The 24723-nt window shown below is 66.4% G+C and carries 23 protein-coding genes; 13 read left to right on the top strand and 10 right to left on the bottom strand.

The window, feature by feature from the left end; all coding sequences use genetic code 11:
• Nucleotides 1-2: 2 nt before the first annotated feature.
• The 4 genes from HQ354_RS14330 (at nucleotide 3) to purF (ending at nucleotide 4463) form a co-directional block, all read left to right on the top strand.
• Nucleotides 3-1793: an alpha/beta-hydrolase family protein gene (locus tag HQ354_RS14330; RefSeq protein ID WP_222634983.1), complete on the top strand. Its 1791-nt coding sequence runs from the start codon at nucleotides 3-5 to the stop codon at nucleotides 1791-1793.
• Entirely contained in the window at nucleotides 1790-2368 is a 579-nt protein-coding gene (locus HQ354_RS14325; protein WP_222634982.1) for a CPBP family intramembrane glutamic endopeptidase, read from the top strand. Before HQ354_RS14330 ends, HQ354_RS14325 begins: the two co-directional genes overlap by 4 nt.
• A gap of 5 nt (nucleotides 2369-2373) precedes the next feature.
• Nucleotides 2374-2760, top strand: coding sequence for a sterol carrier family protein (locus tag HQ354_RS14320; protein WP_068424920.1), 387 nt, complete (start codon nucleotides 2374-2376; stop codon nucleotides 2758-2760).
• Between the two features lie 137 nt (nucleotides 2761-2897).
• Nucleotides 2898-4463, top strand: a complete 1566-nt coding sequence (purF, locus tag HQ354_RS14315) for an amidophosphoribosyltransferase (protein WP_068424917.1) — start codon at nucleotides 2898-2900, stop codon at nucleotides 4461-4463.
• A 63-nt stretch (nucleotides 4464-4526) separates the two neighbouring features.
• On the opposite strand, the gene asnB is transcribed toward purF, so the two are convergent.
• Nucleotides 4527-6344 (bottom strand): asparagine synthase (glutamine-hydrolyzing), encoded by a 1818-nt coding sequence (asnB, locus tag HQ354_RS14310; RefSeq protein ID WP_222634981.1) that lies wholly within the window; start codon nucleotides 6342-6344, stop codon nucleotides 4527-4529.
• Between the two features lie 181 nt (nucleotides 6345-6525).
• Here asnB and purM point away from each other — a divergent pair, with 181 nt between their 5' ends.
• Complete coding sequence (gene purM, locus HQ354_RS14305; protein WP_068424914.1) at nucleotides 6526-7626, top strand: phosphoribosylformylglycinamidine cyclo-ligase; 1101 nt, start codon at nucleotides 6526-6528, stop codon at nucleotides 7624-7626.
• Nucleotides 7627-7692: 66 nt separating this feature from the next.
• Here the strand turns inward: purM and HQ354_RS14300 are convergent, their stop codons facing one another.
• The 3 genes from HQ354_RS14300 to HQ354_RS14290 form a co-directional block, all read right to left on the bottom strand.
• The gene (locus tag HQ354_RS14300) at nucleotides 7693-7890 is read right to left on the bottom strand and encodes a DUF3073 domain-containing protein (protein WP_084423698.1); all 198 of its coding nucleotides are present in this window, start codon (nucleotides 7888-7890) and stop codon (nucleotides 7693-7695) included.
• 201 nt (nucleotides 7891-8091) lie between these two features.
• Nucleotides 8092-8730 carry an MOSC domain-containing protein gene (locus HQ354_RS14295; protein WP_068424910.1) on the bottom strand — a complete coding sequence of 213 codons (639 nt, stop codon included), beginning with the start codon at nucleotides 8728-8730 and terminating at the stop codon, nucleotides 8092-8094.
• Complete coding sequence (locus HQ354_RS14290) at nucleotides 8727-9857, bottom strand: folate-binding protein YgfZ (protein WP_068424907.1); 1131 nt, start codon at nucleotides 9855-9857, stop codon at nucleotides 8727-8729. Before HQ354_RS14290 ends, HQ354_RS14295 begins: the two co-directional genes overlap by 4 nt.
• Before the next feature lie 35 nt (nucleotides 9858-9892).
• Here HQ354_RS14290 and HQ354_RS14285 point away from each other — a divergent pair, with 35 nt between their 5' ends.
• The 5 genes from HQ354_RS14285 to cydC all read left to right on the top strand — a co-directional run bounded on the left by HQ354_RS14285 (nucleotide 9893) and on the right by cydC (nucleotide 16738).
• Nucleotides 9893-10771, top strand: coding sequence for an aminodeoxychorismate lyase (locus tag HQ354_RS14285; RefSeq protein WP_068424904.1), 879 nt, complete (start codon nucleotides 9893-9895; stop codon nucleotides 10769-10771).
• Between the two features lie 98 nt (nucleotides 10772-10869).
• Nucleotides 10870-12327, top strand: a complete 1458-nt coding sequence (locus HQ354_RS14280) for a cytochrome ubiquinol oxidase subunit I (RefSeq protein WP_068424900.1) — start codon at nucleotides 10870-10872, stop codon at nucleotides 12325-12327.
• Between the two features lie 10 nt (nucleotides 12328-12337).
• A complete protein-coding gene (gene cydB, locus HQ354_RS14275) occupies nucleotides 12338-13378 on the top strand; it encodes a cytochrome d ubiquinol oxidase subunit II (protein WP_068424898.1) in 1041 nt (346 codons plus the stop codon).
• Entirely contained in the window at nucleotides 13375-15045 is a 1671-nt protein-coding gene (gene cydD / locus HQ354_RS14270) for a thiol reductant ABC exporter subunit CydD (RefSeq protein ID WP_068424895.1), read from the top strand. The genes cydB and cydD overlap by 4 nt, the downstream gene beginning before the upstream one ends.
• The gene (gene cydC / locus HQ354_RS14265) at nucleotides 15032-16738 is read left to right on the top strand and encodes a thiol reductant ABC exporter subunit CydC (RefSeq protein WP_222634980.1); all 1707 of its coding nucleotides are present in this window, start codon (nucleotides 15032-15034) and stop codon (nucleotides 16736-16738) included. Before cydD ends, cydC begins: the two co-directional genes overlap by 14 nt.
• A 310-nt stretch (nucleotides 16739-17048) precedes the next feature.
• Here cydC and HQ354_RS14260 read toward each other — a convergent pair whose 3' ends face one another.
• Nucleotides 17049-17723: an FABP family protein gene (locus tag HQ354_RS14260; protein ID WP_222634979.1), complete on the bottom strand. Its 675-nt coding sequence runs from the start codon at nucleotides 17721-17723 to the stop codon at nucleotides 17049-17051.
• 328 nt (nucleotides 17724-18051) lie between these two features.
• Here HQ354_RS14260 and HQ354_RS14255 point away from each other — a divergent pair, with 328 nt between their 5' ends.
• On the top strand, nucleotides 18052-19542 hold the full coding sequence (locus tag HQ354_RS14255; protein WP_222634978.1) for a cutinase family protein: 1491 nt from the start codon (nucleotides 18052-18054) through the stop codon (nucleotides 19540-19542).
• A gap of 70 nt (nucleotides 19543-19612) precedes the next feature.
• Here HQ354_RS14255 and HQ354_RS14250 read toward each other — a convergent pair whose 3' ends face one another.
• From HQ354_RS14250 to HQ354_RS14230, 5 genes are all read right to left on the bottom strand, one after another.
• A complete protein-coding gene (locus tag HQ354_RS14250) occupies nucleotides 19613-19918 on the bottom strand; it encodes a DUF1416 domain-containing protein (protein ID WP_222634977.1) in 306 nt (101 codons plus the stop codon).
• Nucleotides 19919-19920: 2 nt separating this feature from the next.
• Nucleotides 19921-20757 carry a sulfurtransferase gene (locus HQ354_RS14245; protein WP_068424880.1) on the bottom strand — a complete coding sequence of 279 codons (837 nt, stop codon included), beginning with the start codon at nucleotides 20755-20757 and terminating at the stop codon, nucleotides 19921-19923.
• A 48-nt stretch (nucleotides 20758-20805) separates the two neighbouring features.
• A complete protein-coding gene (locus HQ354_RS14240; RefSeq protein ID WP_222634976.1) occupies nucleotides 20806-21273 on the bottom strand; it encodes a DUF4395 domain-containing protein in 468 nt (155 codons plus the stop codon).
• Between the two features lie 246 nt (nucleotides 21274-21519).
• Nucleotides 21520-21936: a thioredoxin family protein gene (locus tag HQ354_RS14235; RefSeq protein ID WP_222634975.1), complete on the bottom strand. Its 417-nt coding sequence runs from the start codon at nucleotides 21934-21936 to the stop codon at nucleotides 21520-21522.
• Nucleotides 21933-22712 carry an LmeA family phospholipid-binding protein gene (locus HQ354_RS14230; protein WP_167675627.1) on the bottom strand — a complete coding sequence of 260 codons (780 nt, stop codon included), beginning with the start codon at nucleotides 22710-22712 and terminating at the stop codon, nucleotides 21933-21935. Before HQ354_RS14230 ends, HQ354_RS14235 begins: the two co-directional genes overlap by 4 nt.
• A gap of 166 nt (nucleotides 22713-22878) precedes the next feature.
• Here HQ354_RS14230 and HQ354_RS14225 point away from each other — a divergent pair, with 166 nt between their 5' ends.
• Complete coding sequence (locus HQ354_RS14225; protein WP_068426095.1) at nucleotides 22879-23646, top strand: response regulator transcription factor; 768 nt, start codon at nucleotides 22879-22881, stop codon at nucleotides 23644-23646.
• Nucleotides 23647-23651: 5 nt separating this feature from the next.
• Nucleotides 23652-24569, top strand: coding sequence for a mycothiol synthase (gene mshD / locus HQ354_RS14220; protein WP_222634974.1), 918 nt, complete (start codon nucleotides 23652-23654; stop codon nucleotides 24567-24569).
• Nucleotides 24570-24723: the final 154 nt, after the last annotated feature.

Genomic DNA, 24723 nt, shown 5'->3' with positions numbered 1-24723 from the left:
CCATGTCCGGGGGAGAGGCATCGGAGGGGACAGTCGACACGGTAGAGCGCGAACACTCGCACTACCGTCTCCCGATCGAACTGTCGGTGCCCTCCCCGGACAAGCACCCCTTCGTCATGTGGCTGTGGGGGCTGCTGAAACTCGACTTCACCGGAATCGCGTTCGGCGCGTTGTTCTTCTGCTGGTCGCTGACGCCATCGCTGCTGCCGCGCGACTGGCTGTTTCAGGGGCTGATCGGTGGTATCAACGCCGCCATCGGCTACGGCTTCGGCGTCGTCGTCGGGTGGGCGGTACGTCGGTGGTTCCTGGGCAGCAAGTCCTGGTGGCCGCTGCCGCGCAAGGTCGAGCTGTACGTCAAGTTCGCGATCGTTCCGATCGCGGTTCTCGCCTCGCTGTACATGCTGTATCTCTCGGCCGGCTGGCAGCGTGAGCTCGCCGCACTGATGGATGCCGAAGGCACGACGACAACCGGCTACTTCCGCACCGGCGCGTTGAGCATCGGCGTCGCCGCGCTGTTCATCTCCGGTATGCGCGTGCTCCGCGATTTGGTGCGCTTCGTGGCGCGTCAGGTCAACAAGATCGTCAAGATGCCGCGCGAGGTCGCCAACGTCATCGGCGTCGTCCTCGTCGTGGTTCTCGTCATCGCTCTCGTGCAGGGCGTACTGCTGCGGGCGGTGTCCGACGTCACCAATTCCGTGTTCAGCCTGCAGAACAACGAAACTCGCGACGGCGCTGTCCAGCCCCTGCGGCCGGAACGGTCGGGTAGCCCGGTGTCGTTGGCGCCGTGGGACACCCTCGGTTTCGAGGGCCGGAACTTCGTGTCCAGCGGACTGAGCGCGGACGAGATCTCCGACGGTCTCGGCCGGCCCGCGCTCGAGCCCATTCGTGCGTACGCGGGCCTCGAGACCGCGGACACCCAGGACGAACGTCTCGACATCGTCGTCCGCGAGCTCGAACGGACCGGCGCGTTCCAGCGGCAGGCGCTGGTCGTCGTGCCGACGACCGGGACGGGCTGGGTCAACCCGACGGCGATCGAAGCCGAGGAGCTCATGTTCGCCGGCGACGTCGCTACCGTCGCCGCGCAGTACTCGTATCTGCCGAGTTGGATCTCGTTCCTCGCCGAGCGCGACAAGGCCGCCGAGGCCGGCAAGGCCTTGATCGACAGGGTTCGCCAGCGCTGGCTGCAAGAGCCCGAAGCGACGCGTCCCCGGTTGTACGTCTACGGCGAGAGCCTCGGCACGCAGGCGGGCGAAGGTGCGTTCGACGGCCTCGCCGAGATCCGCGACAGCGTCGACGGCGTGTTGTGGGTCGGCCCGCCCAACGCGAACCGGTTGTGGTCGCAATTCGTGACGCGACGCGATCCCGGCACGCCCGAAGTGCGCCCGGTCTACGCCGACGGCCTCGTCGTGCGGTTCGCCGACAACTCCAGCGGCATCCCGCCGGAATCGGAACCGTGGCTCAGTCCGCGGGTCCTCTACGTGCAGCACGCGTCCGATCCGGTGGTGTGGTGGTCGCCCGACCTGCTGTTCGAACGCCCGGACTGGCTCGCCGAAGCGCCGGGGCCGGACCGTCTACCCGACATGCGGTGGTTCCCGATCGTCACGTTCTGGCAGGTCGCGGCCGACCTCACCAATGCGGCAGGCGTGCCGGACGGACACGGCCACAACTACGGAACCCTCGTCCTCGACGGCTGGGTATCGGTCGCCGCGCCCGAGGGCTGGACGGCCGAGGACACCGAGAAGGTCCGCGCGGTCATGGACAAGTTCGCCGGCCGCGACGGTCCGGAGAAGTGAGGGCCGGCCTCTTGGGGGCCGCGACGACGGCCTGGAGCACGGTCGTCGTGCCTGCGCTGGGTCTGTCGCCCCGCCGTCGGGCCGTGGTGAACGCAGCGTTCGGGGTGTCGCTGGCTGCCGTCACCCGATCACCCCTCGGGCCGTGGCGCGGGGGACTGCGATGGGGGCTCGCGGCTGCTGCCGTTCCTGTCGCCGGTGCTGCGGTCGTCGCGGCGGTACCCGCCCTCGCCGCGAACGTCAGGCCGTCGGACGACGACCTCGCCGAGTGGATCCTCTTTCGCATCCCCGTCGGAACCGTCGTCGCCGAGGAGTTGATCTTTCGCGGAGTGTTCGACGCGGTGGCGCCGCGATGGTCGCCGATCTTCTTCGGCCTCTGGCACATTCATCCGGCCCGTGCGGCGGGCGACTCCGTTCTCGGAACCATTGCCGCCACCTCTGCCGCGGGCGTGCTGTTCTCGTGGCTGCGCCGTCGTAGTGGCAGTGTGCTCGCGCCGGCGTTGCTGCACTACGCGATCAACGCGTCGGGAGCGGTGTCGGCCGTGCGCGCGCGTCGCTATGACACGGAATTAGGCTGAACGACGTGGCTCCGACGAAAACCGTGACTCCCGAACAGGTCCGCACCGCCGTGCTGGCCGTCGCCGACTGGGTGCGCGACGGGTCCCTGGACAAGCCCCCGCGGGCAGCGTTGGCCGACGCCGTCCGTACCACCGCGAGGACGCTGGCCCAGGTGGCGCCGGGATCGAGCGTCGAGGTGCGGGTGCCGCCCTTCGTCGCGGTGCAGTGCATCACCGGCCCGCGGCACACGCGGGGGACGCCGCCCAACGTCGTCGAGACCGACGCACGGACCTGGCTCGAGATCGCGCTGGGAGTCCGGTCGTTCGACGACGCACTCCGCGACGGGGCGATCAGCGCGTCGGGAAGTAGGGCGTCCGAGGTAGGGCACTGGTTGCCGATTCTGCGTGCCTGAACGCCCCCGAGGTGGACAGCGGGTGACGAGAAAGTGCTCGGTTCGGGAATGGCGCAGGGCCGTCGATGCGTTGACATGTCTCGCGTGCCCGTAGACTGGGCACGGCCCCCCGCCCCATCCCCCAAGGGAGCAGTGCTGTGACCTCTGCCGATTTGTCGGTCGACAGTCCAAATCTTCTGGTAGGCAAGCCCCTCGACGAACCCGAGAACGAGCCGCGAGAAGAGTGCGGCGTATTCGGAGTCTGGGCTCCGGGGGAGGATGTGGCCAAGCTCTCGTATTACGGGCTCTATGCGCTGCAGCACCGCGGCCAGGAAGCTGCGGGCATCGCGGTCTCCGACGGTTCCCAGGTCCTGGTGTTCAAGGATCTCGGTCTCGTCAGCCAGGTCTTCGACGAGCAGACCCTCGGCGCCATGCCGGGGCATGTCGCCGTCGGACACTGCCGCTACTCGACCAGTGGCTCGGTCACCTGGGAGAACGCGCAGCCGATCTTCCGCACCACGACCGCGGGCACGGGCATCGCGCTCGGCCACAACGGCAACCTCGTCAACTTCGCGGACCTCGCCTCGCGGGCTCGCGAGGAAGGCCTCATCAGCGATCGACTGCAGGGCAACGGTACGTCGGACTCCGACGTCGTGACCGCGCTGCTCGCGCACAAGGCAGCCGACCGTACGATCGAGCAGGCCGCGATGGAACTGCTGCCCACGCTGAAGGGCGCGTTCTGTCTCACGTTCATGGACGAGCACACGCTGTACGCGGCTCGTGACCCGCACGGAATCCGCCCGCTGTCGCTCGGACGTCTCGATCGCGGTTGGGTCGTGGCCAGCGAGACGGCCGCGCTCGACATCGTCGGTGCCGCGTTCGTGCGTGACATCGAGCCGGGCGAGCTGCTGGCGATCGACGCCGACGGTGTCCGCTCGTCGCGGTTCGCGGCCCCCGAGCCCAAGGGCTGCGTGTTCGAGTACGTCTACCTCGCGCGTCCCGACAGCGTCATCGGCGGGCGTTCGGTCCACTCGACGCGCGTCGAGATCGGGCGTCGCCTGGCACAGGAACATCCCGCGGAGGGCGACCTGGTGATCCCGGTACCCGAGTCGGGTACACCTGCCGCGGTCGGCTTCGCGCAGGGCTCGGGCATCCCGTACGGCCAGGGTCTGATGAAGAACGCGTATGTCGGGCGCACCTTCATTCAGCCGTCGCAGACCATCCGTCAGCTCGGTATTCGCCTCAAACTGAATCCTCTCAAAGAGGTCATTCGGGGCAAAAGGCTTGTCGTGGTGGACGATTCGATCGTTCGCGGCAACACCCAGCGTGCGCTCATCCGCATGCTGCGAGAAGCGGGGGCACTCGAGATCCACGTCCGCATCGCGTCGCCGCCGGTTCGCTGGCCATGCTTCTACGGCATCGACTTCGCGTCGCCCGCCGAGTTGATCGCGAACGGCGTCGACGCCGAGGACGGCATTCTCGAAGGCGTGCGCCAGGCCATCGGCGCCGACTCCCTCGGATACATCTCGACCGAGGGCATGATCGCGGCATCCGAGCAGCCGGAGTCGCGTCTGTGCACGGCATGCTTCACCGGCAAGTACCCGATCAAGCTGCCCGCCGACAACGCGCTGGGCAAGCATGTTCTGGAGGGTCTGCTGGCGACGGCAGCCGGTCAGCCCGTCGACGGCGACAACGCGAACGTGAGTGCACTGAGCAGGCCCTGACACCTGCCGTGCGTGGGAATACGTAGAGGGCTATACATTCCCACGCACGGGCGGCGGAGCCGCTTACAGGCTGATCGTATGGTCGGCCAACCAGGAATTGATGCCGACGACTCGCTCCGCCGCGTGACGGGCATGCACATCGTCCTGCGCCCCGAGGAGCTTCTCGACCTCCGTCCGGTCCAGAAGGGCGCTGACGGGTGCGTTCGAATCGTCCAGCACCGCACCGAGTTCCTGAAGAATCGTCTTCGCGTAGTGCGGATCCTGCGTGCTCGGATACGGGCTCTTGACGCGCTGCACCACCGACTGCGGCAACAGATCCGCCGTCGCTGCCCGCAACAGGCTCTTCTCTCGACCGTCGAACGTCTTGAAGGACCATGGCGTCCCGAACACGTACTGCACCAGTCGGTGATCGCAGAACGGCACGCGAACCTCGAGGCCGACGGCCATGCTCATCCGGTCCTTGCGTTCGAGGAGCAACGGCAGGAAACGCGTCAGGTACAGGTAGGAGATCTGCCGCATCCGCGCCTCCAACCCCACATCGCCCGTGCGCGTGGGCACCTCGGCGAGTGCGCGACGGTACTGCGCCTCGTAGTAGGAGTCCATGTCCAGTTGCGCGCGAACATCGGGCGCGAACGCGGCCATAGTGTCGCGTCCCTGGGCCATACCGCCTGCGAGCCACGGGAACGTATCGGCGGCAACGACTTTCGGATCGTGGAAGTCGGCGTAACCGCCGAAGACCTCGTCGGCGGACTCACCCGAGAGTGCGACCGTCGACTGCTCCCGCACCGCTCGGAACAGCAGGTACAGCGATGTGTCCATGTCGCCGAGACCGGGGTAGTCACGGGCGGCCAACACCGCGGCGCGGTGCGCGGGATCGAGCAGGTCGTCGTTGCCGAGAACGATGTCGCGGTGATCGGCGGCCACATGGTCGGCGACATCGCGGACGAACTGCGTGTCGGGCGCGTCGCGAAGTCCGTCGGCGACGAAATTGTCTGCGTAGCCGACGAAATCGACGGCGAACGACCGCACCGCTCCCTTGTCCGCCGCAGCCAACTGCTGTGCGGCGAGAGCCGTCAGCGCCGACGAGTCGAGTCCGCCCGACAGCAACGTGCACAGCGGTACGTCGGCGATCAACTGGCGAGAGGCTGTGTCGTCCAACAACTCTCGAACGGTGGCGATCGTCGTGTCGAGGTCGTCGGTGTGCTCGTGGTCGTCGAGGCCCCAGTACCGTACTTCCCGAAGCCCGTGCGCGGACACGCGGACGACGTGGCCCGGCGGTACCTCCTTCATGCCGTCGAACACCGCGTTCGACGGGTCGGCCACGAAGCCGAGCAGCCGGCGGAGGCCGTCGACACCGACGTTCTTCGATGCGAGGGGATTGGCGAGAATCGCCTTCGGTTCGGAGCCGAACAGGACGCCGTCCTCGGTTTCCAGGTAGTAGAGCGGTTTGACGCCGAGGCGGTCACGAACGAGGAGAAGTTCCTGCGTGCGCGAGTCCCACAGCGCGTACGCGAACATCCCGTTGAGATGTTCGACGGCGCCCTGGCCCCATTCCTCGTGTGCGTGCAGAACGACCTCGGTGTCGCTGTTCGTGGTGAAGGTGTCGGGGAGCGACCGACGCAGTTCCCGGAAGTTGTAGGTTTCGCCGCTGTAGACGATGACGGCCTCGGAGCCGTCCGGTCGCGTCAGCGTCATGGGTTGGTGACCGCCGGGGATGTCGATGATCGCGAGGCGTCGGTGGCCGAGCGCGGCATGTTCGGCCGTCCACAGGCCCTCGTCGTCGGGGCCCCTCCGGCTCATCGTGTCCGTCATCGCACGCAGTGTCCCGGTTTCGTTCCGTAGGTCGCGTCCGTAGGACACCCACCCCGTGATTCCGCACATGTTCTGCCTCCCAGTTCGTGGTCCGAAGACCGCTCGGACGATGCAGCATGAACGTTACGCCCGCTAACTAAGTTTTTCGAGGACCAGCGAGTGCGCCCACCGAAGACCGGCTCCGGTACCGTTAGTGCGCAACTGTGCGCGTCACCGCGCAACCGAATTACGAATACAAGGCTGGAGCCGCATGACCGAGGATTCCCGACCACCCCACGCAGCATCTTCGGGCGGTGCTTCCTACGCCGCGGCAGGCGTCGACATCGAAGCAGGTGACCGCGCGGTCGAACTCTTCGCACCACTTGCCAAGAAGGCTTCGCGACCCGAGGTCATGGGTGGCCTCGGTGGATTCGCGGGCCTCTTCTCGCTGAAGGGCGACTACCGCGAGCCGATCCTCGCCGCCTCGACCGACGGCGTCGGCACCAAGATCGCCGTCGCGCAGGCGCTCGGAAAGCACGACACCGTCGGCCTGGACCTCGTGGCGATGGTCGTCGACGACCTGGTCGTCTGTGGCGCGGAACCGCTGTTCCTGCAGGACTACATCGCGGTCGGCCGCGTCGTGCCCGAGATGGTCGCGGAACTCGTCAAGGGCATCGCAGAAGGCTGCGTCATCGCCGGCTGCGCCCTGCTCGGCGGCGAGACGGCCGAGCACCCGGGACTGATGGCCGACGGCGACTACGACCTGTCCGCGACAGGCGTCGGCGTCGTCGAGGCCGATGCGGTGCTCGGACCCGATCGTGTGCGTCCCGGTGACGTCGTCATCGCGATGGGATCGTCCGGTCTGCACTCCAACGGTTACTCGCTGGCCCGCAAGGTCCTGCTCGAGATCAACCACATGGACCTGGGTGGACACGTCGAGGAATTCGGTCGCACGCTCGGTGAGGAACTGCTCGAGCCGACGAAGATCTACGCCAAGGACTGCCTCGCGCTCGCCGCGGAGACCGACGTGCGCACGTTCTGCCACGTCACCGGTGGCGGACTGGCCAACAACCTCGCCCGCGTCATGCCTGCCGGTCTCGTCGCCGAACTGGACCGCGCGACGTGGAGCCCGGCGCCGGTGTTCTCGCTCATCGCGCAGCGCGGACGAGTCGAGCGTGCAGAGATGGAACAGACGTTCAACATGGGCGTCGGAATGGTCGCCATCGTCGCACCCGAGGACGTGGACCGTGCTCTTGCCGTGCTGACGGCACGCCACATCGACTGCTGGACTCTGGGAACCGTCAAGAAGTCGACGGACAAGTCGGAGACCGTCGAGCGTGCGCACCTGGTGGGCAACCACCCGCGTTTCTGAGAAACGACGAGAACAAGTGAGGGGGAGCCGCAGTGCGGCTCCCCCTCACTTGTCATGTATCGCTGTTCAGCGTCGCCAGTCCTCGTACTCGTCTTCCTCGACTCGGGAATATCCATCCGAGTCCGAGGTGATGCCGCCACGATGGGAGTTGGACGAATGACCGGAGAGCTCTCTTTGCAGACTCTCCAAGTCGGTTGTCGGCGAGCTGTACTTCAGCTCACGAGCGACCTTTGTCTGCTTTGCCTTAGCCCTGCCTCGGCCCATGGCGTTGCCCCCTCGCGGACTTGCGGGGCGGCCTGGGGAAATTTGGGCGCCCCGTTAGATTTGGTATTTCTTCCTGGCACACACTCTAGCGCGCGAATGGCTCAGATGCTCATACGGACTCCGTATGGCGCCTGTTCGCTTCATCTCAGAATGTGTCTGCACGGTAACTACCAGCATAAACGTCGTGAGGCCGGGTAAGGATCACGATTTGGATCCGACGCCCAATGCCGCTCTGACGTCGCGTTCGACCTTCGTCGCAAGGTTCGGCGACTCCAGAAGTCGCGTCAGGCCGTCGACATCGGTGCCCTCGAAGAGGTGTCTCACCGTGACGCCGTGTGCAGGCACGTCCTCGACGACGACCGCGTCACCTGCAGTCAACACGCCGGTCTCGATCACCCTCAGATACGCGCCGACGTCACCGCGTTCGGTGAACCGTCGGACCCAACGGGGCTCGTCGACCCACCGGGCGAAGGTGCCGCACGGGCGCCTGGGAATGGTCACTTCGAGCAGCGTCGTGCCGACCCGCCACCGCGATCCGATCACGGCGTCGGTGACGGCCACGCCCGACGTCCGCAGGTTCTCGCCGAACCAGCCGGCCGGGACGTCGCGATTCAGTTCCGACGCCCAGCGCGCGGCCTCGCTCTCGTCGTACGCGTAGAGGGCCTGATCGCCGCCACCGTGGAACTTCGTGTCACGGCTGTAGTCACCCGACAGACCGTGCTCCCCGACGTCGACGGGGCCGACTGCGGGCCGTTTGTCGATCGCCGAATCCACGACTGCGCGACGCCCGAAGGGAACGTCCGCGTGCACGACGCAGACGGCTTCGATCCGGCCGGTCATCGGCCGCGAAGGCGATCGACGGCCGCACGGCCTGCCTGTACGTCGTCGTAACTGGGCACCGAGTCGGGATCGATCGACGCGGCACACGGGCCCGCGACGAGTTCGGTGTCCACGGGAATGGTGCGCTTGAGAAGCGCGAGAGCGATCGGGCCCAATTCGAAGTGATCGACGACGGTACCCAGACGTCCGACGGCTCGCCCTCCGGCAGTGACGTCGTCGCCGGTGACGGGACGCCCGTCGGCGGACCCGTCGAGATGCAGCAACACGAGATGGCGAGGTGGCCGGCCGAGATTGTGGACGCGCGCGACGGTCTCCTGCCCGCGATAGCAGCCCTTGTCCAGATGCACCGCGCCGTGCTCGGTGACACCGCCGATCCAGCGCACCTCGTGCGGGATCGTCTTCTCGTCGGTGTCCATCCCGATCCTGGGGCGTAGCGATTCGACGCGCAGCGCGTCGAACGTCCACGTGCCGGCCGGGGTGGCACCCGCGTCGCGCAACGACGTGAACCAGGTCGTCGACGAGGCCCGGGGGACCAGCAGGTCGAACGCGTTCTCGCCCGGCCACGGCATGCGGCGCACGAACCCGCCGCCGTCGAGGGCGACCGCGTCGTAGATGCCGTCCGGGACAGGTGCACCGACGGCCTCGAGCACCGTGGCGGCAGTAGGACCCAGGAGGCTCAGGACGGCCAGTTCGCTGCCGTCGCGTGGTTCGGCCTTGGACCAGAACACCATCTTCTTCAAGAACGCGAGCAACGCCGGTCCCGAGGCGGCCTCGGTGTCGATCCAGGTGACGCCGTCCAGGTCGGTCTGCACGAAGTGATGCTCGACGCGGCCGTTGACGTCGAGAGACAGATTTTCGGCGGAGGTGCCGTCGGCCAGGGTCTTCACGAGCTGACTGGAGATGGTGTCGAGCCAGGTCAACCGTTCGTCGCCCGCGATGGCGATGACGAAGCGGTGTGATCGATCGACGACGGCCGCGCCTGTCGCCGCGTCGCGTTGCTCGCCGAACGGGTTGCCGTAGTGCCACGCCACAGCATGGTCGGGCGAATCTTCGGGAGAAGGCACTGCGTCGGGGAGAGTGAGCAGAGGGCTCGGTGGGATCGCGACGGTATCGGACACGTTCTCCATAGTAGGAGCACGACCCGCGTGGCTAAGCTGCCTCCATGTCGGAACGCGTAGTAGTCACCCTCGACGGGCAAGTTCACGACGCGGACGCTCCGCTTCTGTGTGCCGACGACCTCGCGGTCGTTCGAGGGGACGGAATATTCGAAACACTCCTCGTGCGCGGCGGGGCGCCCTGTGGCGTCGAAGCCCATCTGGCCAGGTTGACGGCGTCGGCAGCGGCACTCGACCTGCCCGCACCCGACCTCGACGAGTGGCGTCTGCTCGTCGCGCAGGCCGTAGACGAATGGTCGTCGCTGTCCACGGACGAAGGTGCGCTGCGGCTGGTGCTGAGCCGTGGCCGCGAGAGCGGCGGCGACCCGACAGGTTTCGCGACTGTCGGCCCCGTGCACGCGCGGGTGGCGAAAGCTCGCTCGGAGGGGGTGTCCGCGATCACCCTCGCGCGCGGCTATTCGGTGGATTTCGCGGCCGACGCCCCGTGGCAGTTGATGGGCGCCAAGACGCTGTCGTACGCGACGAACATGGCGGCTCTACGGCACGCGGCCCGCATGGGTGCCGACGACGTCGTCTACACGAGCAGCGAAGGACGCGTTCTCGAGGGCCCGCGGTCGACCGTCGTGCTCGCGCGCGGTAAGACTCTCGTCACACCGCCGGCCGAGCACGGCATCCTCGCGGGTACCACCGTCGACGCGTTGTTTCGGGTCGCGGAGGGCAAGGGGTTCACCTGCGAGCGGGCGGATGTCTACCCCGCGGATCTCGTTGCGGCCGATGGTGTTTGGCTCGTCTCGTCCATCACGCTCGCGGCTCGTGTCGTGACGCTGAACGGAGTGAAACTGGGTGTCCCGGAGATCGCCGAGGACGTCCGTTCCATGGTCGACACGGCCGTCGAAACGGCCGACGCCGAGGCCGCCGACTCTTGAGCTACTACTACGCGTAGTAGTACATTCGAACTCGCTGCGGCAAGCCTCTTGTGCAGCGGCAACAGCGTTGTTGCCCTCCCGCGAGTTCGGAGTTGCTCATGGACGCCTTGGACGTCTCGAGGTGGCAGTTCGGAATCACGACTGTCTACCACTTCATCCTTGTTCCGCTGACCATCGGTCTGGCGCCCATCGTTGCCGCGATGCAGACGATGTGGGTCGTCACCAAGAAGGATTCCTGGTATCGGCTCACCAAGTTCTTCGGCAAGCTGTTCCTGATCAACTTCGCGCTGGGCGTCGCTACCGGCATCGTCCAGGAGTTCCAGTTCGGAATGAACTGGAGTGAGTACTCTCGCTTCGTCGGCGACGTGTTCGGTGCGCCACTCGCGCTCGAAGGTCTGGTCGCGTTCTTCCTCGAATCCACGTTCCTCGGACTGTGGATCTTCGGCTGGGGCAGGTTGCCCAAAGTGGTTCACCTGGCGACGATCTGGCTCGTCGCGATCGGTGTCAACGCTTCGGCCTTCTTCATCATCGCCGCGAACTCGTGGATGCAGCATCCCGTCGGGGCGATCTACAACCCCGAGACCGGTCGCGCCGAACTGACGAGTATCTGGGAGCTGCTGACCAACAGCACGGCGCTCGCCGCATTCCCGCACGCGGTGGCAGGCGCATTCCTGACCGCGGCGACGTTCGTCGCAGGCATCTCGGGGTGGTGGATGGTCCGCGAGGCGCGTAGGAATCGAGACGTCGACTCGCGGAACATGTTCCGTCCTGCAGCGCGGATGTCGTTCGTCGTCATGATCATTGCGGGCGTTGCGCTCGCCGTCACCGGCGACGTCCAGGGCAAGCTCATGTTCGAGCAGCAGCCGATGAAGATGGCGTCGGCGGAATCGTTGTGCAACACCGAAACCGGTGCATCGTTCTCGTTGCTGACCGTCGGCACGCACAACAACTGCGAATCCGTCGAGCATCTTATCTCGATCCCCGGCCTGACCTCGTTCCTCGCCGAAAACGACTTCGGCGCAACAGTTCAGGGTGTCAACCAGTTGCAGGAGCAGTACGAGCAACAATTCGGACCGGGCAACTACCGTCCGAATCTGTTCGTCACGTACTGGGCGTTCCGCATGATGATCGGCCTGGCGGCCGGGTCTGCGCTCCTCGCGCTGGCGGGCCTGTGGGTCACCCGGGGTGGGCGGATACCTGATCAACGGTGGTTCTCGTGGCTGTCGTTGGCGGCGATCCCGACGCCGTTCCTCGCCAACAGCGCAGGGTGGATCTTCACCGAGATGGGACGCCAACCCTGGGTCGTCGCACCGAATCTGAACGGGATCGACCAGATCAGACTCACCGTCGACCAGGGTGTGTCGGATCATCCGGTCTCGCTGGTGATCGCGTCGCTCACCACCTTCACACTGCTGTACGCCGCGCTCGGCTGCGTGTGGTTCTTCCTGATCAGGCGTTACGTTCTCGAAGGCCCGCTCGAACACGACGCCCACCCACACGCCGTCGACGAGTCCGACGCCGACGACGACACCGCCCAGCTTTCGTTCGCGTACTAGGGAGACGATCATGGGACTTCAGGAATTCTGGTTCGTCGCAATCGCAGTACTGTTCGTCGGCTACTTCGTCCTCGAAGGCTTCGACTTCGGAGTGGGAATGCTCATGCCGATTTTCGGCCGACATGCCGATCCCGAGGTGGGGGAGAAGCGGCGACGCGCGGTCCTGAACACCATCGGACCGGTGTGGGACGGCAACGAGGTCTGGCTCATCACGGCAGGCGGAGCGTTGTTCGCGGCGTTCCCCGAGTGGTACGCAACGCTGTTCAGCGGCTTCTACCTTCCGCTGCTGCTCATCCTCGTCGCGTTGATTCTGCGAATCTGCGCGATCGAGTACCGCGGCAAGATCGACGACCCGGTGTGGCGACGTCGGTGCGACCTCGGCATCGGAATCGGTTCGTGGGTGCCGTCGATCCTGTGGGGCGTCGCGTTCGCGAACATCGTCGACGGGGTGGCCATCGACGAGAACAAGAAGGTCACGGCCGGGTTCTTCGACCTGCTGTCGCCGTACGCACTTCTCGGTGGGGCGACGATGGCCCTGGTGTTCGCGCTGCACGGTGCCGTCTTCATCGCTCTGAAGACGTCGGGTGACGTCCGCGAGGACGCAGTGAAGATGGCTGTGCGACTGTCGGTTCCGGCCGTCGTCGTCGGCGGCGGATTCGCTCTGTGGACACAGCTGGCTCACGGCAAGAGTTGGACGTGGATCATGGTCGCGATCGCCGCGGTCTCGCTGATCGCCGTCGTCGCACTCACCGCCCGCGTCCGAGAGGGCTGGGCCTTCGTCTTCACGACGGTGGCCGTCGTCGCCGTGGTGGTCCTGCTGTTCGGGTCGCTGTTCCCGAACGTGATGCCCTCGACGACGGACCCGAGCTTCAGCTTGACCATCGCCAACGCGTCGTCGAGCCCGTACACGTTGAAGGTGATGACCTGGGCGGCCGCATTCGTGGCTCCCGTCGTCATCGGCTACCAGGCGTGGACGTACTGGGTCTTCCGCAAGCGCATCTCCACCGCGCACATCCCGGAGTCGATCGGACTGACGGTCAGGCCGCGATGACCACCACCGAGAAGCCGTCGCGCGGCCCGATCGACCCGCGGTTGTGGCGATACTCGAAGTCTGCGCGACGGTATCTCGTTCTGACGGTTCTGTTCTCGATCGTCGACACCGCAGGCATCATCGTGTCGGCGGTGATGATCGGTGAGGTTCTCGCAGGCGTCATCACCACCGATGCGCGGTCCATTGCGGAGTGGTCGACCCGGTTGTGGATCCTGTTCGGCGCCATCGTCGTTCGCGTCGCGGCGACCTGGTTGCAGTCGCGCTACGGGCACCGGGCGGCGTCGCGCGTCGTCGAGGAGCTCGAGAACGACGTCGTCCGCACCGCGTCTCTCGGCGATCCCCGCGTGCTCGCATCGGAGCGCAACGATGTCGCGACGGTCGCGACGCGGGCGCTCGGCGGCCTCGCGCCGTACCTGACGGGCTACGTGCCGTCCTTGATCCTGGCGGGAACGTTGACACCGGCGACGTTGCTGGTCATCCTGTTTCAGGATCTGACATCGGCCCTGATCATCGTGTTCACGCTTCCTCTCATCCCGATCTTCATGATCCTGATCGGGCTGCTGACGAAGGGACGGGCGGAGAAGACGCTCGTGTCGATGACGCGTCTGTCCTCGCAATTGCTGGATCTGATCGCCGGACTTCCCACGCTGCGAGCGCTCGGCCGTGAGCGTGGACCGGCTGCACGCATCAGGGCACTCGGCGACGCACACCGTCGGGCGACGATGCGAGCGCTACGTATCGCGTTCCTGTCCTCGATGGTGCTGGAACTTCTTGCGACACTGTGTGTTGCGCTCGTCGCCGTCAGCATCGGACTGCGGCTGGTGTTCGGTGACATGGCGCTCGAAGCAGGCATCATCGCACTCGTGTTGGCCCCCGAGGTGTACGTGCCGCTGCGACGGGTCGGCGCGCAGTTCCACGCCGCGGAAGACGGTGTGGCGGCATCGGTGAAGGCGTTCGCCGTGCTCGATCGGGCACCTGCGCGGCAGGCAGGAACGCGTGCGATCGATGCGGCAGGCGCGACGATCACCCTGACCGGCATCTCGGCCGACGCGCGGGATCGGTCGGCGCCGCACGACCTGAACGCGTCGTTCCGTCCCGGGGCCGTGACGGTGCTCGCCGGCCCGAACGGATCCGGCAAATCGACTGCGTTGCACGTGATTCTGGGTCTCACGACGCCGTCGTCCGGTCACGTCACGATCGGCGACGTCGATCTCGCGGAGTTGGACAGCCCCTCGTGGTGGAGTCAGGTCGCGTGGCTGCCGCAGCATCCGGTGATCCTGCCGGGGACACTGGACGACAATCTCGCTCTCACCGGTGCGCGTCCGGATCCGGAAGTGCTCCGACTGGCATGCATCGCAACGGGATTCGACACGGTGCTGGGCGAACTGCCGTCGGGATGGGACACGGTCGTCGGGACCGGTGGCCTCGGTCTGTCGCTGGGGCAGCGCCAACGGCTGGCCCTGACACGGGTACTGACGTCGTCGGCGCCCGTCGTTCTGCTCGACGAGCCGACCGCGCACCTCGACGCCGACAGCGAACGAACAGTGCTCGCGTCGGTGCGCCGGCTCGCGGCACAGGGAAGAACCGTCGTGATGGTGGGACACCGGCGCGCAGTGCTGGACTCCGCCGACGTCGTGGTGGAGGTGACGTCCGATGAGCTTCCGTGACCTGCGTCGGGCAACGTCGTTGCTCGAACTCGAGCCGAAGCGCGTTGCACTGTCGGTGGCGGCAGGCGTCGCCACCCTCGGCAGCGCCCTGACGCTCGCGGCGGTCTCCGCGTGGCTCATCACCCGCGCCTGGCAGATGCCGCCGGTACTGGACCTGACCGTCGCCGTCGTCGCGGTGCGAGCCCTCGGCATCTCGCGAGGGGTGTTCCGCTACCTCGAACGGCTCGCGACGCACGACACGGCCCTGCGGGGCACGACGGCGGCGCGCACACGGCTCTACGAGCGTCTGGCGTCCGGGCAGCCCGCAGCTGCGGCAGGGCTTCGCCGTGGAGATCTGATGACGCGTACCGGCGCCGACGTGGACGTGCTCGGTGACGTCGTCGTCAAGGCCGTCGTTCCGATTCTGGTGTCGACGATCCTGATGGTGGCGGCCGTCGTACTGCTCGGGTTCGTGTCGATCGGCGCCGCAGCGATCCTGTTCGGGGCGTTGGTGATCGCCGGAGTGCTGGCGCCGATCCTGGCTGCGAGATCGGCCTCGATCCACGAATCCGAGGGCGTCCGTTCGCGTTCGGAATTCGCCGAAGCCGCCGTGCGTGCGCTCGACCACGGTGCCGAGCTCCGAGTCGCGGGACGCCTGACCGAGACGCTCGACGAGATGTCGGCCGCCAACCGGCGTGCGGTACGCGCGAAGGACCGCGCGGCGACGTCCGGAGCATTCGCCGACGCGGCGCTCCCGCTGTCGATCGGCGCGTCCGTGCTGGGGTCTCTGCTCGTCGGTATCGGACTGTACGGTCCCAGCGGCGGCGCCCCGGGCGGGATGACGCCGATGGCCCTCGCGATCATCGTGCTGGTCCCGCTGGCGGCGTTCGAGGCGACGTCGGCGCTGCCTGCCGCGGCGACGGCGCTGACCCGAGCACGGCTGTCGGCGTCGCGCATCGTGGCGCTGCTCGACGAGGCAGGCCGACCTGCCGGGCCAATCGGGTCGTTCCTGCAGGCTCCACTCCCGCCAATCGGGTCGTTTCTACATACTCCACTGCAGCAGCTCGATGGGCTTCAGAACCGCGTCGGTGCCGTCGGGCTGCACTGCGGCTGGCCAGGATCGACCGTCGTCACGCGACAGATCGATCTCGACCTTCCCGCGGGCAGCCGCGTCGCCGTCGTCGGTCCGAGCGGCTCGGGTAAGACGACGCTGCTGATGACGCTGGCGGGACTCCTCCCACCCGTCGCGGGAAGCGTCGACGCCGCGGGTGCCGTGTTCTTCGCCGAGGACGCGCACTTGTTCGAGACGACGATCCTGGAGAATCTGAGGGTCGTCAGAGGGGACGTCGACGCGGACACTGCACGTGCGGTGCTGGACAAGGTCGGACTGGGACAGTGGATCGACAGCGTGCCCAACGGCGTCGATACCGTGCTCGCCGGAGGTGCCGACGCAGTCTCCGGTGGCCAGCGTCGTCGCATCCTGCTGGCGAGGCCTCTATTGTCCGAGGCCCCGATCCTGCTGCTCGACGAGCCCACCGAACACCTCGACGACGAAGGCGGGGCACAGCTGCTGCGGGCATTGCTGGACGCGCGGTCCGGGCTCGTCGATCCGGGACGTACCGTGGTGCTGGTCACGCACCAGTTGCCCGAGAGAACCGGCGCTGACCTGGTCGTCGACCTGTCCGACGCTGCGCAGCATCCGGCGCTCGAATAATCCTTTGCCGAGCAACGAATCTCCGCGTACTTTGTTGAGTACACGAGAGAGGAGGTGGTCTGAAGTTGAAGAACTCTAGGACGCGTGAGGTGGCTGCCAGCTAGCCGCTGTCGCTGACGGATTCACCCCCGCGCACGCGGCGAGCGAATCCACGGCAGTTACCCGGCCCCCGAGCCCCCGGTCCGTCCGACCGGGACCTGCACCAGCAGGTACGGCTCGGGGGCTGTTCCGTTTCAAGGCCGACATACGACACTGCCGCGCGCTCACAACCGGCATTTTCGGTGTGAACGCGCGGCAGTGTTGTACGAAGTCAGCCGATGTAACGAGAGAGGCGAGCGGAGAGGCGCGGCGTGAGTTCGCCGTCGGCGCCGATGCGCTCTTCGACGTAGGCGAGATCTGCACCCTCGACGATGCCGTACAGACGCTTGGCGCCGCCGACGAGTGCGCCGGACGTCGAGCGAATGACCACATCGGTGGCCAGTTCCCACGACGACTGGTTGAGTGCGTGGCCGTAGTACAGCTCGACGACGCCGGTGCTGTGCGTCAGCAGCAGTTCGAGAACTTCCTCGTTCTCGCTGCCCTTGACGCCGTCGCCGCCGCTCACGCGCCAGAATCCGGCCTCACGAAGGTCGGGATGGGCGTAGTTGCCGTCGGAGTCGAGTCGCCAGGAGCGTGATTCCCAGCCCAGGTACGGACCACCGTCGTGCGAGACGACGATCTGCTGACCGAACGCGTACTCGACGCCGGATTCCGGATCACGACCCTCGCCTTCGCCGCGCCACACACCGACGAGCGGGAGCAGCGCGAGCAGCGCAGAGTTCAGATCCGGGCCCAACCGCAGATTTGCGGTGTCGTCCGGGTGCGGCAGATCGGGCAGCGTCGGGATGTTGCGCGTCGACGTCGACGCGAACTTCTCGGCTGCCTCGGCGATCGCCTCGTCGCCCGACCGAGTCTCGTCCGGCTGGTCGGCGGCGCGATCACTCACGATTCGTCGGTGACCAAGCGGTAGACGACGTACAGCGAGAACGCGATGATGGCGACTGCGGCGAGCGCCAGGAGGACCTCGAAGAAGATGACCACGACGCCAGTTTAGACCCAGGGTTCTTCTCGGTCGCAGAGCGGTCCCTGTGCGGTCACACGCAATAGTGTCTTTTCCCAACGATCGGCCACGCGATTTATTGGTTGGCCCTCGGTTGACTCGCTTTATCGTTCGGCACGGTACCTTTCCCTCGTGGCGTCGGGCCCGGGGTGTGAAATGCCCGGCGCTACTGGTGTGTTCGAGTGTTTCGAATTCTGGGGAAGGACCTGAATCCATGCGTCGCCGATTACGTGCCGGCTCGTTGCTGCCTGCGTCCGTGGCACTGGCCGCGGTTGTGCTTCTAGTGGCCCCACCCGCAGTTTCAGCTGCTCCGGACGCAGGTTCGTCCGGTAACGGTTCGTCCGGTAGCGGTTCGTCCGACGAACCGAACATCGATCCGAACAACTACGCGCAGGATTGCCCGGACGTGATGTTGCTCGCGGTCTCCGGCGCGACGGACTCCGACGCGGACCGCGATCCGCTCAACGAGGAGCCGCGGTCCATTGCCTCGAACTGGGTGGGAAACGTCACACTTCCGGTCGGCCAGGTGAATGCGGGCAGTCCGGGCACCGTCGGTTGGCTCTATGTTCCGTACCCGTCGACGTACGGAGTCGGAGTACTGAACGACGTGGAGACGTACCAGCAATCGGTCGCCGATGGGGTGGCGTCGACCAACCGCCTGCTCGACGAATACAAGACCAAGTGTGGTGACGCGACGAAGTTCGTGCTGCTCGGCTACAGCGTCGGCGGCGAGGTCGTCGAACGGGTGGCCGTCGAACTCGGACACCGTGACCCGAATGCCGTGGTGACCGGCGACGACATCGCGGGCGTCATGATGATCGGTGCTCCCTACCGTCCGGCCGGCGTTCCCAACTTCGACGAGCCAGGCCCGTCGGGTGGCGGCTTTCAGGGGCAGGCTCCGAGGGACTACGGCACGTTGCACGACAAGGTGACGTGGTCATGCCGCCCGTACGACCTCGCTTGCGATGCGCCCGACAACATCGTCGCGCTGCAGTTGGCGCTCGGTGTGCTGGGGCAGATGCGTCTGACGGTCCTGAACCCGCTGCAGACCGTGGCGGACTTCGGACGGACCGTCGCGTCCATCGCCACCCGAGCGATCATCGACATTGCGACGAACAAGAACTGGCTCGAATCCGACGAGACACTTCTCGAGGTTCTGCTCAAAGTCTCCGATCGGACTTACCGCGTCGACGACGCTGCCGCTGTCGACGCGCTCAGCCCGGATCAGCTTCTCGCGGACCTGAATTGGGCCATGGGGCCCGGAGCAGAGACGATCGAAAACAAGCTGCGGGCAGAAGGCGAAGGCCTCATCGAGAACAACAAGGGAATTGTCGACGTCGTCGTCGAGCCGTACATCTTCATCGGCTTCCTCCAGCACCTCTTCTACTGGAACAACAATCCGAACGACGGACGCGAGTGGGAGAGCGAAAAAATCGTCGCGTGGGTGACGGATCTGGCCAAGACCGAGCGGGATCGGAAGGCAGCAGAGAGCGCTGCACCGGCCGAGGCGGTCACCGAACCGCAGCCGAAGGTTGCTCCCGCGCCTGCGCCTGCGCTCGTTCCCGAGCCCGGCACGGTCACACGAGACAGCGACCTCGGAGCGTTCCTGGAATCGCTCGGCGTCGTGCCCGAGGGAACCTTTCCGCCCAAGTACAGCGAGGTCCCTGCCCCGACGGCCGTGACTCCGCAGCCGGTTCGGGGCTGAGTGTCGAGCTAGGCATACGCAAGAGCCCCACACCTTTCGAGAAGGTGTGGGGCTCTTGTAGTTTCGAGAATCAGACTCCGACGGTCACGTTCGCCGAGTGGATGCCTGCGCCCTCGGGGGCGATGTCTGCCTGTCCGTTGCCGGACGAGGACAGCGCACGCAGCGTCCAGTTGCCGGGAGCCGCGAAGAAGCGGAAGTCGCCGGTTCCGGAAGCTACGACCTCAGCCGTGAACTCTCCGGTGCCGTCGAGCAGACGCACGAACGCGCCGCCCACGGGCTCACCGTCGGACGCGAGAACGCGGCCGGTGATGACCGTCTCCTTCTCGACGTCGACGCCTGCAGGAATGGTCTGGCCCTGTACGGGTGCTCCACACATGATCAGTGAACCTCCAACTCGATGGGTGCTCCGACGAGCGAGCCGTATTCGACCCAGCTTCCGTCGTAGTTCTTGACGTCCGACTTTCCGAGCAGCTCCTTGAGCACGAACCAGGTGTGGCTCGAACGCTCGCCGATGCGGCAGTAGGCGATGGTCGCCTTGTCCTCGTCGTAGCCCTTTTCCTTGTAGAGGGCTTCGAGGGCGTCGTCGTCCTTGAAGGTGCCGTCCTCGTTCGCGGTGGTGCTCCACGGGATGTTGATGGCACCGGGGACGTGTCCACGCTGCTGCGCCTGCTCCTGCGGAAGGTGTGCGGGAGCGAGGATCTTGCCGGAGAACTCGTCGGGCGAACGCACGTCGACGAGGTTCTTGTTGCCGATGGCGTCGATGACCTCGTCGCGGAACGCGCGGATCGACAGGTCGGGAGCCTCGGCGCGGTACTGCGTGGTCTCGCGGGTGACGACGTCCTTCGACAGGGGACGGCCGTCGAGTTCCCACTTCTTGCGACCGCCGTCGATCAGCTTGACGTCCTTGTGGCCGTACAGCTTGAAGTACCAGTAGGCGTAGGCAGCGAACCAGTTGTTGTTGCCGCCGTACAGAACGACGGTGTCGTCGTTCGAGATGCCCTTGGCCGACAGCAGGTCGGAGAACTGGTCCTGATTCAGGAAGTCGCGGCGAACGGCATCCTGGAGGTCCTTGCGCCAGTCGAGCTTCACTGCGCCCTCGATGTGACCGCCGTCGTAGGCGCTTGCGTCTTCGTCGACCTCGACGAAAACGGTCTTCGGGGCGTTCAGGTTCTGCTCGGCCCAGTCGGCAGAGACCAGGACGTCGGAGCGAGCCATGGGTTTCCTTTCGATCTTTCTTTACTTCGGTCGGTGGGGGTCGAGCGGTCAGGCACTGGAGGATTGTGTCCGCAGTCGTGCCACGAAGGGATAGATCTGACAGCCGAGGCAGATCGCGAACGCCGCGTTCAACAAGGCGGCGACGAGAGCGAATCCGGTTGCGACGGTACCGAGTACGGGCAAGCCGGCAACGAACCCGACGACGCCGACGGCTGCGAAGACGAAGCCGACGAGCTGTGCGAACTTCAACGGCGCAACGGGCTCGCGCTCGGTGGTGGGTGAGAGGCGTGGCGCGATCGCAGCGGCGAACACGCGGCCGTACGGACTACGGCGCGGGCCGACGGTGGCCCCGATCGCGAAGACGACGGCTTGCGCTGCGAGCAGGATTGCAGCGACCGTCACGTCGACGGTGGACAGGACGAGGACAGCGGCGAGAACCACCGTGGTGATCCAGGCGGCGAACCGTGGACCACGAACGTCGACCTGGTCGACGGTGGAACGGGTATCGGAAGACATGGTGTGTGCGTGCTCCAGCGTTCGTTGACAAACGGACGATCTGCAGGACCCGCGAACGACGGTTCGCAGTGGTCATCTCGAACTTCGGGCCAGGGCGCGACAGCGCCCCAGGGTTCGGACGATCAGCGGCAGCGACAGCAACAACCGCCCAGTCGGCACAGATCTACCGTGCGTCGACTGGTGAGCAACAGCTCCTGGCGGTGGGACACAGGAGAGGATTCTAGCGGAGAACGCGACCGGTCGAAACTACAGGTCGAGCAGGGCGGATCGCAGCGATGCCGCCGTCGGGACGCCGGGAATGCGGGCGCGTTGCGCCAGTTCGCGATCCAGCACGAACGTCGTGGGCAGCGACAGCACCCCGAGCTCTCGCGCGAGCTCGGGGTGCTCGTCGATATCGACCTCGAGATCCACCGGCCCGTTCGTGTCCGCGAGAACCTGTCCGACGACGCGGCGCACCGCGGCGCACGGCCCGCACCACTCCGCGGAGAAGTGCAGGACCGTCGGTGCGCCCGGCCGAGCGCCCGCGCTCTCGAGGAGAGTGCGCAGCTCCCGAGGGGCCGTGGAGCCGGACGTGTCGATCACGCGACCGGATCGGTGACGGATTGCCAGTCCGAGCGACACCGCAGCGATCACCGCGATGACGAGGACTGTGATTCCCGTCATGGTGCGTCGATCTGGTCGAGGTCGATCGTCGTGTTCTCCGCGGTTCCTTCGATGACGATCTGCGAGCCTTCGGCGTACACGTCGGTCGGCAGCACCCCGAACGGCAGAGTCTGCCGATCGATGGTCTTGGTGAACAGCCCGAGCACGGCAGGCTTCACGACATCGGGGATGGAGAAGTCGGCGCTGCCTTCGGGCCCGAAGTAGAAGTCGCTGGCGACGATGTCGACGCTGTCGCCGTCGAGGATCAGGTCCGCCTGGACGCTGACCTCCGTCTCGATCGGCCCGACGGGCACGGTGCCGGTCAGAACGACACCGCCGTTGGTCGTCATACCGGAGCCGCCCGAACCGCCCGTTCCGTCCGACTTGTCGGCCGGGGGAGCGGATACCTGCAGGTCGACGATGCCGAGGAACCGGCCGAGGTCGGTCGCCTCGATGCGGACTCGCCCGTCCAGTTCGTCGACCGGGACGGTGCGGACCGAGCCGTCGACCAGGTCCGACAGCGGGATCGAGACGCCGCGCAGGTTCGCCTCGATGGTCGTCGCGCGGACGTAGTCGTTCGGTACGTCCTGTGCCCTGATCTCGACGTTTCGATAGTGGCCGTCGACGGCCTGCGTCAAGAACGGGAATCCGTGCACGGTCACCTGTGGATCCGACGGCAGGTCGCCGCCCTGGCGGATGGCACGCGAGACTCGATACTCCGAATAGGCGGCCACCCCGAAGTCGACGACGAGGGCGAGCGCCACGAGGCTCACGAGACCGATGATGAGTTTCCGCATTCGACCATTGTGACCGACGAATCGGTCGGTGCGTGGAACGGAGGTAGCCGCGGGCACGCTAGTCTGAACCCCTGAACAAGCAGCTCACTCCGTCTTGGGTGAGCTGGTGACCTGACACGTCGACTCGATGCGATCTCGGCACGACAGCGGCAAGAATGGAGGCGGTGTGGAGCTTCTGCTTCTGACCTCCGATCCCAATCCGGAGGCTGTTCTACCGTCGCTCGCGCTTCTGGCGCATCACGTGCGGCCCGCCCCCACCGAGGTGTCGTCGCTTCTCGAGGCAGGCTCGGCAGACATCGCGGTCGTCGATGCGCGGACCGATCTCGCGGCGGCGCGCGGGCTGTGCAGGCTGCTCGGCAGCACCGGCTCCGCGATCCCCGTCGTCGCGGTGCTGACCGAAGGCGGCCTCGTCGCGGTCAATTCGGAATGGGGTCTGGACGACATCCTGCTCCCCGGTACGGGACCGGCGGAACTCGACGCCCGGCTCCGGCTGCTGGCCGGTCGATCCGGTGGCGTCGCGAGTCCGGAGGCGTCGGGCAAGATCACACTCGGTGAGCTCGTCATCGACGAGGGCACCTACACCGCCCGCCTGCGCGGGCGTCCGCTCGATCTCACGTACAAGGAGTTCGAGTTGCTCAAGTACCTCGCGCAACATGCGGGCCGCGTCTTCACGCGCGCGCAGCTGCTGCAGGAGGTCTGGGGCTACGACTTCTTCGGCGGCACCCGAACCGTCGACGTGCATGTGCGACGCCTCCGCGCCAAACTCGGCAGCGAGTACGAGTCGCTTATCGGGACCGTCCGGAACGTGGGATACAAGGCCGTCCGGCCGAGCAGGAAAGGCGGGCCGGTCGCGCCGGACGCCGACACCACCGGCGACGATTTCGCCGACGGTGACGACATCGAATTCAGCTCCACCAACGGAAGTACTGCGTAGAGAACATGACTGTGTCGTTCGACATCGCCAAGGCCGAGTTCGCGTCGATCACCGAGGCCATGGCCGAGGACATCCTTGCGATCGTCTCCCGCGCAACGGTGGCCGACGGCACCGCTCCGATCTCGGAGCAGGCGGTCAAAGCCGTCACGGCCGACGGCGATTCCGTCCACCTCGTCGCGACGGACGGAGCGACGGTCGTCGGTTACGCGGGTGTCGTCCCGTCGAACGAGAATGCGCCTGCGATGGCGGAGGTCGTCGTCGACCCGGCGTTCCGAGGTCGGGGGATCGGTCGCGTGCTCGTCGAACGTGCCCTCACCGAAGGTGGCGGCGATGCACGGGTCTGGGCGCACGGCAATCTGGCGCCCGCGCGCGCCGTCGCGTCGCACCTCGGGCTGGAGGTGGCGAGAGAGCTGCTGCAGATGCGTCGCCCGCTCGACGCGCCGGAATTGCCCGATGTCGTTGTGCCCGAAGGGGTTTCGCTGCGAACCTATCGTGGCCATCAGGACGACGCGGAGCTCCTTCGCGTCAACAATGCGGCGTTCTCGTGGCACCCCGAACAAGGTGGCTGGACCGACAAGGACATCGCCGAGCGCCGTGACGAGGCGTGGTTCGATCCGGCCGGCGTGTTTCTTGCGTTCGAGGAAGGTACCGACACCCTCCTCGGATTCCACTGGACCAAGGTTCATCCCGCCGAGGGTGACGAGGCCGAGATCGGCGAGGTCTACGTCGTCGGCATCGACCCCGCCGCGCAGGGTCGTGGTCTCGGACGCGTCCTGACGCTCGCCGGACTGCACTATCTGAAGAATCGGAAGCTCGACGACGTGTTGCTGTACGTCGAAGCGGACAACGCGGCGGCCGTGCACACCTACGAGCGCCTCGGTTTCGACCGATTTCACGTCGACGCGGCTTACGCACGCGGGTAGAACCGGACATTCAGCCCAGCTGTTCATCTTCCATTCACCGAGCTGGGGGTAACCGTCCACCGTCTCCCCCTACCTTCTCATCTGGGCGGCCCCAGAGCGGCCCGGTGCGAGGTTCCACGTGGCCGGCACCTTCCCCATCACGTAGAGGTCGGCC

Source organism: Rhodococcus sp. BP-261 (assembly GCF_019835205.1).
Taxonomy (GTDB): domain Bacteria; phylum Actinomycetota; class Actinomycetes; order Mycobacteriales; family Mycobacteriaceae; genus Rhodococcoides; species Rhodococcoides kyotonensis_B.
Note: the sequence above shows the minus strand (reverse complement) of the source record. Positions and strands in the feature narration are given on the sequence as shown.